The sequence below is a fragment of the Bradyrhizobium sp. USDA 4503 genome, from assembly GCF_054055815.1.
The window spans coordinates 7,018,621-7,032,141 of record NZ_JBSRXS010000001.1; the positions used below are offsets into that span (position 1 = coordinate 7,018,621).

The 13,521-nt window shown below is 65.1% G+C and carries 13 protein-coding genes; 10 read left to right on the forward strand and 3 right to left on the reverse strand.

The features are described from left to right. Positions 1–32 precede the first annotated feature (32 nt). The 3 genes from ACVMIH_RS33455 to ACVMIH_RS33465 all read left to right on the forward strand — a co-directional run bounded on the left by ACVMIH_RS33455 (position 33) and on the right by ACVMIH_RS33465 (position 4,031). A complete protein-coding gene (locus tag ACVMIH_RS33455; RefSeq protein ID WP_283064702.1) occupies positions 33–1,418 on the forward strand; it encodes a M20 family metallopeptidase in 1,386 nt (461 codons plus the stop codon). A 233-nt stretch (positions 1,419–1,651) separates the two neighbouring features. Then, complete coding sequence (locus ACVMIH_RS33460) at positions 1,652–2,938, forward strand: MFS transporter (protein WP_456864740.1); 1,287 nt, start codon at positions 1,652–1,654, stop codon at positions 2,936–2,938. Between the two features lie 247 nt (positions 2,939–3,185). Further along, positions 3,186–4,031, forward strand: a complete 846-nt coding sequence (locus tag ACVMIH_RS33465; RefSeq protein ID WP_438077647.1) for an IclR family transcriptional regulator domain-containing protein — start codon at positions 3,186–3,188, stop codon at positions 4,029–4,031. A 200-nt stretch (positions 4,032–4,231) separates the two neighbouring features. Here ACVMIH_RS33465 and ACVMIH_RS33470 read toward each other — a convergent pair whose 3' ends face one another. From ACVMIH_RS33470 to ACVMIH_RS33480, 3 genes are all read right to left on the reverse strand, one after another. After that, positions 4,232–5,740: a tripartite tricarboxylate transporter permease gene (locus ACVMIH_RS33470; RefSeq protein ID WP_028341157.1), complete on the reverse strand. Its 1,509-nt coding sequence runs from the start codon at positions 5,738–5,740 to the stop codon at positions 4,232–4,234. Between the two features lie 6 nt (positions 5,741–5,746). Next, positions 5,747–6,232, reverse strand: coding sequence for a tripartite tricarboxylate transporter TctB family protein (locus ACVMIH_RS33475; RefSeq protein WP_028332964.1), 486 nt, complete (start codon positions 6,230–6,232; stop codon positions 5,747–5,749). A 155-nt stretch (positions 6,233–6,387) separates the two neighbouring features. Then, positions 6,388–7,353: a Bug family tripartite tricarboxylate transporter substrate binding protein gene (locus tag ACVMIH_RS33480; RefSeq protein WP_316398419.1), complete on the reverse strand. Its 966-nt coding sequence runs from the start codon at positions 7,351–7,353 to the stop codon at positions 6,388–6,390. Positions 7,354–7,740: 387 nt separating this feature from the next. Between ACVMIH_RS33480 and ACVMIH_RS33485 the strand changes: the two genes are divergently transcribed. The 7 genes from ACVMIH_RS33485 (at position 7,741) to ACVMIH_RS33515 (ending at position 13,493) form a co-directional block, all read left to right on the forward strand. Beyond that, positions 7,741–8,157, forward strand: coding sequence for a hypothetical protein (locus ACVMIH_RS33485; protein WP_310883303.1), 417 nt, complete (start codon positions 7,741–7,743; stop codon positions 8,155–8,157). Further along, positions 8,154–9,017 carry an alpha/beta fold hydrolase gene (locus tag ACVMIH_RS33490; protein WP_456777677.1) on the forward strand — a complete coding sequence of 288 codons (864 nt, stop codon included), beginning with the start codon at positions 8,154–8,156 and terminating at the stop codon, positions 9,015–9,017. The genes ACVMIH_RS33485 and ACVMIH_RS33490 overlap by 4 nt, the downstream gene beginning before the upstream one ends. A gap of 30 nt (positions 9,018–9,047) precedes the next feature. Beyond that, positions 9,048–9,965 (forward strand): amino acid ABC transporter substrate-binding protein, encoded by a 918-nt coding sequence (locus ACVMIH_RS33495; protein ID WP_456864742.1) that lies wholly within the window; start codon positions 9,048–9,050, stop codon positions 9,963–9,965. A gap of 151 nt (positions 9,966–10,116) precedes the next feature. Then, positions 10,117–10,848: an amino acid ABC transporter permease gene (locus ACVMIH_RS33500; RefSeq protein WP_225162204.1), complete on the forward strand. Its 732-nt coding sequence runs from the start codon at positions 10,117–10,119 to the stop codon at positions 10,846–10,848. 2 nt (positions 10,849–10,850) lie between these two features. Beyond that, on the forward strand, positions 10,851–11,543 hold the full coding sequence (locus ACVMIH_RS33505) for an amino acid ABC transporter permease (protein WP_057015486.1): 693 nt from the start codon (positions 10,851–10,853) through the stop codon (positions 11,541–11,543). Positions 11,544–11,734: 191 nt separating this feature from the next. Next, entirely contained in the window at positions 11,735–12,466 is a 732-nt protein-coding gene (locus tag ACVMIH_RS33510) for an amino acid ABC transporter ATP-binding protein (RefSeq protein WP_057015476.1), read from the forward strand. A 166-nt stretch (positions 12,467–12,632) separates the two neighbouring features. Further along, positions 12,633–13,493 (forward strand): D-amino-acid transaminase, encoded by an 861-nt coding sequence (locus tag ACVMIH_RS33515; protein WP_057015475.1) that lies wholly within the window; start codon positions 12,633–12,635, stop codon positions 13,491–13,493. The last annotated feature ends 28 nt before the right edge of the window (positions 13,494–13,521 follow it).

Genomic DNA, 13,521 nt, shown 5'->3' on the forward strand with positions numbered 1-13,521 from the left:
ATGCCACGACGCGACCGGACGAAGGAACAATCATGGCGACACGGGCCGACGCAATCGCAAAGGTGCGAGAGCATTTTCAATCGGGAGAGTTCTTGAAGGAACTGGACCGCAGGGTCGGCTACCAGACCGAGAGCCTGAATGCCGACAAGGCCGATGCGCTGCGCGCCTATCTGGTGGAGAATCTGCAACCGGCCTTCGCCGAGCTCGATTTCAAGACCCACCTGATCGAGTCGCCGACCGGCCGCGGGCCCTATCTGATTGCCGACTACCAGGAAGACGCTTCGCGGCCGACCGTGCTGACCTACGGCCATGGCGACGTCGTCGACGGCATGGTCGGCGAATGGCGCGACGGGCTCAATCCCTGGCAGACCACGGTCAAGGGCGAGCGCGTCTATGGCCGCGGCACCGCCGACAACAAGGGCCAGCATTCGATCAACATGGCGGCGCTGCGCGCGGTGAAGCAGGCGCGCGGCGGCAAGCTCGGCTTCAATGCCAAATTCATCATCGAGACCGGCGAGGAGATCGGCTCGCCCGATCTGCGCGAGGTCTGCGAGGCGCATCGCGAGGAGCTGAAGGCCGACCTGTTCATTGCCTCCGACGGGCCGCGGCTGTCGGCGGAGCGGCCGACCATCTTCCTCGGCTGCCGCGGCGGCAACCGCATCCATCTCGACGTCAATCTGCGCGAGGGCGGCAACCATTCCGGCAATTGGGGCGGCGTGCTCGCCAACCCCGCCACGATCCTGGCGAGCGCGATCGCGAGCCTGGTCGACGGCAAGGGCCGCATGAAGCTCGAGATCCTGAAACCGCCGCCGATCTCCAACCGCGTCCGCGCCGCGCTCGCCGACGTCGAGGTCAAGCCGACGGCGGACGAACCGGCGCTGGCGGAAGACTGGGGCGAGGAGGGCCTGACCGCGGCGGAGCGGCTCTATGCCTGGAACACGCTGGAGGTGCTGGCGATGTCGTCGGGCAATATCGAAAAGCCCGCCAACGCGATCCCCGGCAAGGCCAACGCGGTGCTGCAGCTCCGCTTCGTCGTCGGCACCCGGCATCTCGAGGTGATCGACGCGGTGCGGGACTATCTGCACAACAACGGTTTTCCGATGGTCGAGGTCTCGGGCACGCAGCGCTTTGCCGCCTCGCGCACCGACATGGACAGCCCGTGGATCGACTGGGCGGCGAACTCGATCCGCGCCACCACCGGCAAGGCGCCGGCGGTGCTGCCGAACTTCGGCGGCTCGCTGCCGAACGACGTGTTCTCCGAAGGCCTCGGCCTGCCGACGATCTGGGTGCCGCATTCCTATCCGGGCTGCTCGCAGCACGCCCCCGACGAGCACATCCTGCTGCCGGTGACCGAGGAGGCGCTGACCATCATGGCCGGCCTGTTCTGGGACCTCGGCGAGGCAAAGCACAAGGGATAAGGAGCTGGGCTCGCTTGTTCCCCGTCATTCTGAGGTGGCCGCTTCTTCAGCGGCCCTCGAAGGATCGACGGCCACCAGTGGGGCCGTGCATCCTTCGAGGCTCGCAAGAGCTCGCACCTCCAGCGACAAAGGCGTAGCCTTTGCGCGCGGATGACGGGGAAGACGTGGATGGCCGGGTCAAGCCGGCCATTTCGAGTTGAAAAGCTGGTGCCTTCACCGGCAAGGAAAATGTAATGACACTATCAACTTCGGCGGACGCTCAGCGCGCAACAGCGGTCGACAAGAAAAACATCACCCGCCTGATCGTCGCGACCTCGGTCGGCAATGCGCTCGAATGGTACGACATCTCGGTCTACGCCTACTTCGCGGTGTATCTCTCCAAGGCGTTCTTCCCGGCCAATGATCCGACCACCTCGCTGCTGTTGACCTTCGGCAGCTTCGGCCTGTCGTTTCTGATCCGCCCGATCGGCGGCGTCGTGCTCGGCGCCTATGCCGACCGGCACGGCCGCAAGGCCTCGCTGATGCTGTCGATCGTGCTGATGACGCTGGGCACGCTGGTGCTGGCGCTGATGCCGACCTATCAGACCATCGGCATCCTGGCGCCGATCGCGGTGCTGCTGGCACGGCTGGTGCAGGGCTTTTCCGCCGGCGGCGAGTTCGGCTCCTCGACTGCGTTCCTGGTCGAGCACATGCCGGAGCGGCGCGGCTTCGTGGCGAGCTGGCAGTTCGCGAGCCAGGGCGTCAGCGGGCTGCTGGGCGCGGGCTTCGGTGCACTGCTGACCTCGCTGATGAGCCCGGAGGATTTGCAGTCCTGGGGCTGGCGGCTGCCGTTCCTGTTCGGCGTCCTGATCGGCCCGGTCGGCATCTACATCCGCAACCACGTCGACGATGCGACCCCGCCGCCGGCGGCGAAGAAGGAATCGCCGGTCAGGGAAGTGTTCGCGCGGCAGAAGCTCGCCACGATGCTCGCGATCGGCGCGCTCGCGGTGTCGACCGCGGTCAACTATTTGATCGTCTACATGCCGACCTATGTGGTGAAGACGCTCAACCTCGCGCCATCGGTCGGCTTCATCGCCTCGTTCGCCGCGCAGACCGCGGTTGCGCTGCTGGCGCCGATCGCAGGCATGGTCTCCGACAAGATCGGACGCACCACCCACATGATCCTGTTCGCGCTGCTGCTCTTGGTATCGATCTTCCCGGCCTTCCTCCTGCTCACCGGCAAGCCGACGCCGATGATCATCCTGATCGGCGTGCTCTGGCTCGGCGTCCTCAAGTCGCTGTATTACGGGCCGCTCGCCGCGCTGATGTCGGAACTGTTTCCGGCGGCGACGCGTGCGACCGGGCTCGGTCTCAGCTACAATATCGGCGTCACCTTGTTCGGCGGCATGGGGCCGGCGATCATGACCTGGATGGGCGGCTTCGCGACGATCGGCGAGCTCGCGCCGGGTTACTATCTCACCGCCGTCTGCATCCTCAGCCTCTGCGCGCTGTTCACGATCCGCAGGCTGCGGCTGGCGTAGCGCATGATCCGAAAAAGTGCGAAGCGGTTTTTCGAAAGGATCATGCTAACCGCATCAGATTTCGTGATGCGAAATTCAAATATCCTCATTGTTGCACAGCAGCGTAGATAGTCGAAATCAAAGTTTCATCTGACGAAAGTATACGGTGTCCGGCGCACGTCATCCGTCCTAGGATGATGTCGGCCGGGCGCGCATCTTCGTCCTGCCCGGTTCAGGATTTGGAATTGACGGCAAGGAAGGCCAGGGCATGAACGCCTCCACGACTGCGACCGCACGGACCAGCCGCAAGAGGCCACTGCCGGAGCCGGGCCAACCCGACAAGTTCAACGCGATCCAGAAGGTCTGCGCGATCCTGCGCGTGCTGGCGCAGCGCTCGCCGCTCCGGCTCACCGACATCGCCGACACCACCTCGCTGAACAAGGCGACGGCGCTGCGCATCCTCAACTCGCTGATCGAGGAAGGCTTCGTCAGCCGCGTCGCCGGCGCCAAGACCTATGAGCTCGGCCAGGAGGCGCGGGTGATGGCGGTCGGCGCGCGCCGTTCGGTCGACATCGCCGAGCTGGCGCAGCCGAGCCTGCTGCGGCTGTCGGAGCGCTCGGCCGATACCGCGCTGCTGTCGGTGCGATCCGGCGTCGAGGCGCTTTATCTGGCGCGCTCGGTCGGCAACCATCCGCTGCAACCGAACTATTTGCAGATCGGCAGCCGCCGTCCGCTCGGCGTCGGCGCCGGCGCGCTGGCGCTGCTGGTCTGGCTGCCGGATGCCGAGATCGAGGCTGTGATCGAGGTGATCGTGCCGCGGCTGGCGAAATCGCCGCGCATCACGCCAAAGTTCCTGCGCGAGCGGATCGCCATGGCGCGCAAGGCCGGCCACACCGTGTTGATCGACGCCGCGTTCCCCGGCATGGGCGGCGTCGGCGTGCCGGTGCGCGACGATGCCGGCGAGGTGGTCGCCGCGCTCTCGATCGGCGCCGCGTCCGACCGCATCCGTCGCCGCGAAGGCGAGCTCGCCGACATGCTGAAGAAGGAAGCCCAGGTGCTGGCCCGCGCGCTGGCCCAGGCGCCGAAGAACGGGCGTGCGGCGAAGGTGGGCTAGATCGGCCCGAGGTGTGAGCGCCGGCTCCGCTTCACCTCGCCCCGCTTGCGGGGAGAGGTCGGATCGCATCGCCAGATGCGATCCGGGTGAGGGGTACAGGTCTCACCGCGTTCTGAACTCGTCGAAGCAGCCCCTCACCCCAACCCTCTCCCCGTAAGAACGGGGCGAGGGAGCTGACCGCCGGTGCGGCGCGACCTCCGCTACGCCCCCTCATCCAGCGCCACCAGCTCGCGCTTCTTGCGCAGCGAGGGCAGCAGCGGGCCGACCAGCAGCACCAGCGCGAAGGCGAGGCAGATCGCCGAGATCGGCCGCTCCACGAAGGTCATGAGGTCGCCCTGCGAGAGGATCAGCGACTTGCGCAGATTGTTCTCCAGCATCGGCCCGAGCACGAAGGCGAGCACCAGCGGCGCCGGCTCGTAGCCGAGCTTGCGCATGAAATAGCCGATCACGCCGAACGCGATCATGACGTGGACGTCGAACACGTTGTTGCTGGAGCAGTAGACGCCGATGATCGTGAACAGGATGATCAGCGGGAACAGCACGTTGTAGGGCAGCCGCAGCAGCTGCACCCACATGCCGATCATCGGCAGGTTGAGCACCAAGAGCATCAAATTGCCGATATACATGCTGGCGACGATGCCCCAGAACAGCGTCGGGTTTTGCGAGATCATCAGCGGCCCCGGCTGCAGGCCGTGGATCACGAAGGCGCCGAGCAGCAGCGCCATCACCACGTTCGGTGGGATGCCGAGCGTCATCAGCGGAATGAAGGCGCCGCCGGCCGCGGAATTGTTGGCCGATTCCGGCCCCGCGACGCCCTCGATCGCGCCGTGGCCGAAGCGCTCCGGATGCTTCGAGAGCCGCTTCTCCAGCGCGTAGGAGGCGAACGATGCCACCACGGCGCCGCCGCCGGGCAGGATGCCGAGGAAGAAGCCGAGCACCGTGCCGCGCGCCACCGGTCCGGCGCTGGCCTTCCAGTCCTCCTTGCTCGGCAGCAACTGGTTGATCCTGGTCTTGATGATGTCGCGCTTGATCGCCTGCTCGGTGTTGAGCAGCACCTCGGCGACGCCGAACAGGCCCATCACGACCGGCACCAGGCCGATGCCGTCGATCAGCTCGAGGCGGCCGAAGGTCAGCCGCGGCTGCGCCGTGATGCTGTCGAGCCCGACCAGGCCGAGCACGACGCCGATGCAGGCCATCAACAGCGCCTTGGCCATCGAGCCCTGGGTGAGGAAGGTCAGCACCACGAGGCCGAGCACCATCAGGCTGAAATATTCGGCCGGCCCGAACGCGATCGCGACGCTGGCGAGCGACGGCGCCACCAGCATCAGGGCGATCAGCGCGAAGGTGCCGGCGATGAACGAGCCGAAGGCGGAGATGCCGAGCGCGGGGCCGGCGCGGCCCTGCTTGGCCATCTGGTGGCCGTCGATGCAGGTGACGACGGAAGCCGCTTCGCCGGGGATATTGACCAGGATCGAGGTGGTCGATCCGCCATACATCGAGCCGTAATAGATGCCGGCCATCATGATGATGCCGGATTCCGGCGTGCCGGACAGCGTCACCGGCAGCAGCAGCGACATCGCCGAGATCGGGCCGATGCCGGGCAGCACGCCGACCAGCGTGCCGATGAACACGCCGATGAAGCAGTAGAGCAGGTTGATCGGCAGCAGCGCGACGCCGAGGCCGTGGGCGACGTTGACGAGAGTATCCATGGGCGCTCAACCGATCTCGAACATGCCGCTCGGCAGCTGGATCGCGAGCAGGTGCTTCAGCACCCACCACATCCCGAGCGGGGCAAGGATGGACAGCGGGATCGCCAGCGACCAGCGCACCGGATCGATCACGCGGAGCAGCAACAGCATCAGCGGAATCGCCGACAGCAGGAAGCCGAGCGGCTCCAGCGCAAAGGCGAACGCCGTGAGGCAGACGATGACCAGCACCGGCTTGCCCCAGCGCGCATTCTCCCAGCGCGAGGCGAAGGTCGGGCCGCCCTCGGTGACCGCCGCGATCATGATCGAGGCCGCGAACACGCACATCAGGATGCCGGTGTAGAACAGCACGTAGCCGGAGCCGGGATCGTTGATGGTGCCGAGCTTCAGCTTGAGGCCCGACCAGATCACGAAGGCGCCGAGCCCGAGCCCGATCAGCCCGCCCCAGAGCTCGGAGTTGTTGAGGCGGAATTTGACGTTGGTTTGGTCTGTCATGGGATGTGCTCTCGTCAAGTCGCAAGGTGGGGCATCGACCTATCCCCGTCATTGCGAGAGAAGCGAAGCAATCCACTTCACCGCATGTGCGGAGGGATGGATTGCTTCGTCGCTTCGCTCCTCGCAATGACGGACGGAGACTTCGCGGCCAGTCCTTACTTCTTCGCCAGCCCCAGCGTGTCGATCACCTTGCGCTCGGACTCGGTGACCTCCCCCACGAACTTCTTGTAGTCCTCGGTGTTCTTGTAGTTCGGCACCATGTCGTATTTGGCCAGCGTTGCGATCACCGCCGGGTCCTCGATCGCCTTCTTGAAGGCATCGTGCAGCTTGGCGACGATCTTGGGGTCCATGCCCTTGGGGCCGGCGATGCCGAACGGCGAGTCATAGACCATGGGGTAGCCGAGCTCCTTCAGCGTCGGTACGTCCGGATAGTTCGGCGAGCGCGCGCCGGTCCACACCATCAACAGGCGGAGCTTGCCGGCATCGACCAGCGGCCGCCAGCCGGTGGAATCCGCCTGCAGCATGGTGTGCTGGCCGAGCACGGCCGCATTGGTCTCGGCGCCGCCCTTGAACGGCACCTGGGTCAGCTTGATCCCGGCCATCAGGGCGATCTGCTCCATGCCGACATGCAGCGAGGTGCCGGTGCCGGGCGTCGCATAGGTCACCTTGCTCGGGTTCTTCTTGGCGAAATCGACTACGTCCTGCCAGGTCTTGAACTGCGACTCCGCGTTGGTGGTGACGCCGAAGGTGTAGCCGGTGAGGTGAATGATGTAGGAGAAATCCTTCGCCGGATCCCACGACACTTCCTGCATCAGGGGCAGGCGGAACACGGTGATCGGGATCTGGGCGATGGTGTAGCCGTCGGGCTTGGCGCCGGCGGCCATCGTGGCGGGGCCCACGGTGCCGCCGCCGCCCGCCTTGTTGTCGACCGCGATCGGTTGGCCCAGCACCTTCGAGGCGCTCTCGGCGATCGCGCGCATCGAGATATCGGTCGAGCCGCCCGCCGGCCATGGCACGATCAGCGTGATCGGCTTGGTCGGATAGTCCTGCGCGAGCGCCGCTGTTGACACCAGCATGCCGGCGGCGGCGAGCAGGACCATCAAGCGATTGCGGTGCGACATCTCGATCTCTCCCTTATGACCGCGTTCGATCGCGGCCGCGTCTTGTTCGGTGTTGGCAATGATTGTCCCTGTCATGCTGGGACCGAGCGCATTGGACAGAACGGGGCGGGCAACGGAAGCGCGAATTGCGCTCGAAGCGCCGGCTGCGACAATTGGTCTGCCGCGATTTGGCGCGACCTGCCGAGCCGCGGAATTCAATCGGCCTTTGGTCGGACGGATTGGCCGTTCCTGGCACTGTGCCGGGAGGGCGCGGGGTGTGCGCGCCTGACCGGCAAGCCGGGTTTGGTCAAGCGAATAATCAAGGGAACCCAAAGGCATCGGCGCCTTGCGGGATTGCGCGCTTGCCGTCATCATGGCGCCGCCCGCTGCAGGAACGCCGCCCGACAGATGACGCCATCGCCTGACGCCACCGACGACGCTGTGACGAGGGCGTTTGCCGGCCTTCCCGCGTTGCTCGACGAGGCCCCTCGGCTGCTTGCGCGCGGGCGGCTGCTTGATTGCGACTGCCTGATCGGCCCGATGGCGCGGCCGTTTCATGCCGCGATCCGGGCCGGGCGCATCGTCGAACTTGCGCCTTCGCCGGTCCTGATGCGCTCCTGGCGCTTTTCCTATCGCGCGACGCCGCAGGCCTGGTCCGCCTATTGGCAGGCCGAGCCGAAGCCCGGCTGGCACGATCTGCTGGCGTTGACCAAGCGCGGCGAGGCCGTGCTGGAAGGCGACCTGCATCCCTTCATGGCGCATCTGCAATACTTCAAGGACCTGCTGGCGCTGCCGCGGCAGCATTTCGCGGCGGCCGTATCATGAGCGGCAAGATCATGGACGGCCACATCGAGCCGATGGTCGGCCGCTACGTTCACGTCGAGATCGGCGGCGAGCTGCACCGGATCTATTTCGAGGAGAACGGCACGGGCATTCCGCTGGTCTGCCTGCACACCGCGGGATCGGATGCGCGGCAGTGGCGCCATCTGCTCGCGGATACGCAATTTGCCGAAAATTTCCGCATCATTGCCTTCGATATGCCCTGGCATGGCAAGTCGAATCCGCCGATGAGCTGGACCGGGGATGAATACCAACTCACCACTGCGCGCTACACCGAGACCATCCGCGCTTTCTGCCGTGCGCTGCGGCTGGAGAAGCCTGTCGTGATGGGCTGCTCGATCGGCGGCCGCATCGTGCTTAACCTTGCGATCGAATATGCCGCCGAGTTCCGCGCGCTGATCGGGCTCGAGGCTGCCGATTTCCAGGCGCCGTGGTATGACACCAACTGGCTGAACCGGCCGGACGTTCACGGCGGCGAAGTCTGCGCCGCGCTGGTGTCCGGGCTGATCGCCCCGCAAAGCCCGGAGCCTGCGCGGATGGAAACGCTGTGGGCCTACAAGCAGGGCGGCCCCGGCGTGTTCAAGGGCGACCTGTATTTCTACCGTGTCGACGGCGACCTGCGCGGCCGGGTCGCGTCAATCGAGACTAAAGTATGCAACCTCTATCTGCTTACGGGCGAGTATGATTTCTCCTGCACGCCCGAGGATACGAGGCGGACCGCAGCGGCAATAGGGGGCGCCAGCGTCACGATCATGGAGCAGCTCGGTCATTTTCCGATGAGCGAGAATCCGGAACAGTTTCGCCGCTATATCGCACCCGTCCTCGCTGATATTCTCACGCACTAGAACGACCGTTTCCACGCAAGGAGTAGACGTATGACACGCAACTATCTGATCGGCTTCGCGCTCGCCGCCGCGCTGGGCGCGAGCCAGGCGCAAGCCCAGGAGCTGACCGGCACGCTGAAGAACATCAAGGACACCGGCGCGATCACGCTCGGCTACCGCGACTCCTCGATCCCGTTCTCCTATCTCGACGACAACCAGAAGCCGGTCGGCTACGCCATGGACATCTGCTACAAGATCGTCGATGCCGTGAAGAAGGAGCTGAAGCTCGACAAGCTCGAGGTCAAGCTCAACCCGGTGACCTCGGCGACGCGTATTCCGCTGATGGCCAACGGCACCGTCGACCTCGAATGCGGCTCGACCACCAACAATGCCGAGCGCCAGAAGCAGGTCTCCTTCACCAACAGCCACTTCCTGACCGCCAGCCGCTACATCACCAAGAAGGCGAGCAAGATCAATTCGATCGACGATCTGAAGGGCAAGACGGTGGTCTCGACCGCCGGCACCACCAACATCAAGCAGCTGACCGAGGCCAACCTCGCGCGCGGGCTGAGCGTCAATATCATCCCGGCCAAGGACCATGCCGAGGCCTTCCTGATGGTCGAGACCGATCGCGCGGTCGCCTTCGTGATGGACGACATCCTGCTCGCGAGCCTCGTCGCCGGCTCGAAGTCGCCGGATGACTACGTGATCTCCAAGGACGCGTTCTCCAAGCCCGAGCCCTACGGCATCATGCTGCGCAAGGACGACGCGCCGTTCAAGAAGGTCGTCGACGCCGCAACCGCCGCGCTCTACACCAGCGGCGAGGGCCAGAAGATCTATGACAAGTGGTTCACCCAAAAGATCCCGCCGAAGGGCCTTAATCTCAACTCGCCGGCTGGACCGGAGATGAAGAAGCAGTTTGCGAAGCCGTCGGACTCTCCGGATCCGGATGCCTATCTGGTCAACTGACCGCTGTGTATGACCCGTCGTCCCTTTTGGGAGCGGGTCCTGAAAGTTAGCATGTCCGGCCATTTTTGGAGGAGAATGGCCGGACATTTGCATAGACGCCGCGCGCGATGCCGGCGTAATGCCGTGACCGGCACGGCCGCGTGGGGGACCTGTGAACTACAATTGGAACTGGCACATCTTCCTTGAGCCGAACCCGATGGGGACCGGCACCTATCTCGACCTGTTGCTGTCGGGGCTGGTGGTCACCGTCAAGGTGTCGGTGCTGGCCTGGATCATCGCGCTGGTGTCCGGCTCGGTGATCGGCGTGCTGCGCACGCTGCCGTCGCGGGCCGCGTCGTGGATCGGCTTCTGCTGGGTCGAGTTCTTCCGCAACATGCCGCTGCTGGTGCAGTTGTTCCTGTGGTTCTTCGTGCTGCCCGAATTGTTGCCGCGGTCGGCCGGGCTGTGGCTGAAGCAACTGCCGAATGCGCCGTTCTGGACCGCCGCGATCGGCGTCGGCTTCTTCATGTCGGCGCGCGTCGCCGTGCAATTGCAGGCCGGCATTACCTCGCTGCCGCGCGGGCAGAAGCAGGCCTCGACCGCGCTCGGCCTCACCACGCTGCAGACCTATCGCTACGTGCTGCTGCCGATGGCATTCCGCATCATCCTGCCGCCGCTGACCTCCGAATTCCTCAACACCATCAAGAACAGCGCGGTCGCCATCACCATCGGCCTGATCGAACTGACCGGCCAGGCCCGCTCGATGCAGGAGTTCTCGTTCCAGGTGTTCGAGGCGTTCACGGCGGCAACCGTGCTCTACCTGCTCCTCAATTTCGTCGTGGTGACCGCGATGCGCTTCCTCGAGCGCTATGTCGCGATCCCCGGCTACATCACGGGTAAATGACGATGATCGGCAGTTTCGATTTCGACGTCATCCGCCGCTCGCTGCCCTACCTGTTCCTGGAGGGCATGCGCTTCACGCTGACCTTGACCGCGCTCGCAGCGTTCGGCGGCCTGGTGTTCGGCACCCTGATCGCCCTGATGCGGCTGTCGAGCTACAAGGTGCTCGGGCGCATCGCGGGCTTCTATGTCGACTTCATCCGCTCGCTGCCGCTGGTGCTGGTGATCTTCTGGTTCTACTTCCTGGTGCCGTATATCGGGCAGTGGCTGACCGGCGCGTCGCGGCCGATCACGGTCGGCGCCTTCGCCTCCTCGCTGATCACCTTCATCGCGTTCGAGGCGGCGTATTTCTCCGAGATCATGCGCGCCGGCATCCAGTCGATCTCGAAGGGCCAGCCGGCCGCGGCCAGCGCGCTCGGCCTGACCTACGCGCAGTCGATGCGCTACGTCGTGCTGCCGCAGGCGTTTCGCAACATGCTGCCGGTGCTGCTGACGCAGACCATCGTGCTGTTCCAGGACACCTCGCTGGTCTACGTGCTGTCGATCCCGGATTTCCTCGGCGCCGCCAGCAAGGTCGCGCAGCGCGACGGCCGCCTGGTCGAAATGTACCTGTTCGCCGCGCTGGTCTACTTCGTCATTTCCTGTGTCGCGTCCTATGGCGTTCGCCGCCTGCAGTCGCGCATCGCGATTGTCCGGTAGCCAGTCATGCTTTCGAACATTCAAGACACGGCCCCCTTCACCTCTCCCATCGGGAGAGGTCGGATCGCGTCAGCGATCCGGGTGAGGGGTTTTGCTCCATCGATAGACCGCAATCCCTCACCCGGCGCTGCGCGCCGACCTCTCCCGATGGGAGAGGTGGAAGCGCGCTCGCTGCAACGCCTGAGTCACGCATGATCGAGATCAACCACGTCAACAAATGGTACGGGCCGAGCTTCCAGGTGCTGAAGGACTGCACCACCAGCGTCGCCAAGGGCGAGGTGGTGGTGGTCTGCGGCCCGTCCGGCTCGGGCAAGTCGACCCTGATCAAATGCGTCAATGCGCTGGAGCCGATCCAGGGCGGCGACATCACGCTCGACGGCGTCAAGGTCAACGATCCCAAGACCGACCTGCCGAAGCTGCGTTCGCGCGTCGGCATGGTGTTCCAGCATTTCGAGCTGTTTCCGCATCTGCGCATCATCGACAATCTCCGCCTCGCGCAGGAGAAGGTGCTCGGCCGCAAGTCTGAGGACGCCACCGCCAAGGGCATGAAGCTTCTGGAGCGCGTCGGGCTGAAGGATCATGCCAAAAAGTTTCCGGCGGAGTTGTCCGGTGGCCAGCAGCAGCGCGTCGCGATCGCCCGCGCGCTGGCGATGGACCCGATCGCGATGCTGTTCGACGAGCCGACCTCGGCGCTCGACCCGGAGATGATCAGCGAAGTGCTCGACGTGATGGTCGACCTCGCCCGCGAGGGCATGACCATGATGGTCGTGACCCACGAAATGGGCTTTGCCAACAAGGTCGCCGACCGCGTCATCTTCATGGACCGCGGCGAGATCGTCGAGGACGCCAAGAAGGCCGACTTCTTCGGCACGCCGCGCAGCGACCGCGCGCAGAAGTTCCTGTCGAAGATCCTGCAGCACTGAGCTTAGGGAGCCTCTCCGCCTGTCATTCCGGGGCGCCTCGAAGAGGCGCACCTGAGGGTTCGATGCTGCGCATCGCCCCGGAATGACGGCTGCTACAGGGTTTTCCCCCGTTAACAATTTGCGTATACGAAGGCCTGAACCCCCCTTCGTCCGCAGGAGAACTCGCGTGGAAAAGATCGCTTATGTCAACGGCTCGTTCGTGCCGCATTCGGAGGCCAAGGTCTCGGTGTTCGACCGCGGATTCCTGTTCGCCGACGGCATCTACGAGGTGGCGGCGGTGCTCGAGGGCAAGCTGATCGACAACGCCTCACACCTGGCGCGGCTCAAGCGTTCGGTCGGCGAGATCCAGCTCGCGCTGCCGGAGACGCTGGAGCGGATCGAGGAGATCCAGAAGGAGCTGGTTGCGCGCAACGACCTCGTCAACGGCATGGTCTATCTCGAGGTCACCCGCGGCGCCGACAAGGGTCGCGACTTCGCCTTCCCGAAGGCCGACGTCAAGCCGACGCTCGTGATGTTCACCTCGGAAAAGGACATCATCAACGCGCCCTCGGCCAAGACCGGCATCAACGTCATCACGGTGCCCGACATCCGCTGGGAACGGCGCGACATCAAGAGCGTGGCGCTGCTGGCGCAGGTGCTGGCCAAGCAGGCGGCGGCCGCGGCCGGCGCCGGCGAAGCTTGGATGATCGAGGACGGCAAGGTCACCGAGGGCGGCTCGTCCTCGTCCTTCATCGTCACCCAGGACGATGTCATCGTGACCCGGCAGAACGGCAACGAGATCCTGCCCGGCTGCACCCGCAAGGCGGTGGTCAAGCTCGCCGAGGAACGCCAGCTGCGCATCGAGGAGCGCGCCTTCACGATCGAGGAAGCGCTCGCCGCCAAGGAAGCCTTCATCACCAGCGCTTCCGTGTTCGTGCAGGGGGTGGTCGCGATCGACGGCAAGAAGGTCGGAGGCGGCAAGGTGGGTCCGATCACCGACCGCCTGCGCGAGATCTATGTCGAGTTCGCCAAGGCGACGGCGGTTTGACACTGGGTGGGGTGGGTTAGCGCAGCGT

What these genes read in the sequence shown, in the direction of transcription:
- ACVMIH_RS33455 (WP_283064702.1), top strand. Translation starts at nt 33, where the DNA reads ATGGCGACACGGGCCGACGCAATCGCAAAGGTGCGAGAGCATTTTCAA.
- ACVMIH_RS33460 (WP_456864740.1), top strand. Translation starts at nt 1,652, where the DNA reads ATGACACTATCAACTTCGGCGGACGCTCAGCGCGCAACAGCGGTCGAC.
- ACVMIH_RS33465 (WP_438077647.1), top strand. Translation starts at nt 3,186, where the DNA reads ATGAACGCCTCCACGACTGCGACCGCACGGACCAGCCGCAAGAGGCCA.
- ACVMIH_RS33470 (WP_028341157.1), bottom strand. Translation starts at nt 5,740, where the DNA reads ATGGATACTCTCGTCAACGTCGCCCACGGCCTCGGCGTCGCGCTGCTG.
- ACVMIH_RS33475 (WP_028332964.1), bottom strand. Translation starts at nt 6,232, where the DNA reads ATGACAGACCAAACCAACGTCAAATTCCGCCTCAACAACTCCGAGCTC.
- ACVMIH_RS33480 (WP_316398419.1), bottom strand. Translation starts at nt 7,353, where the DNA reads ATGTCGCACCGCAATCGCTTGATGGTCCTGCTCGCCGCCGCCGGCATG.
- ACVMIH_RS33485 (WP_310883303.1), top strand. Translation starts at nt 7,741, where the DNA reads ATGACGCCATCGCCTGACGCCACCGACGACGCTGTGACGAGGGCGTTT.
- ACVMIH_RS33490 (WP_456777677.1), top strand. Translation starts at nt 8,154, where the DNA reads ATGAGCGGCAAGATCATGGACGGCCACATCGAGCCGATGGTCGGCCGC.
- ACVMIH_RS33495 (WP_456864742.1), top strand. Translation starts at nt 9,048, where the DNA reads ATGACACGCAACTATCTGATCGGCTTCGCGCTCGCCGCCGCGCTGGGC.
- ACVMIH_RS33505 (WP_057015486.1), top strand. Translation starts at nt 10,851, where the DNA reads ATGATCGGCAGTTTCGATTTCGACGTCATCCGCCGCTCGCTGCCCTAC.
- ACVMIH_RS33510 (WP_057015476.1), top strand. Translation starts at nt 11,735, where the DNA reads ATGATCGAGATCAACCACGTCAACAAATGGTACGGGCCGAGCTTCCAG.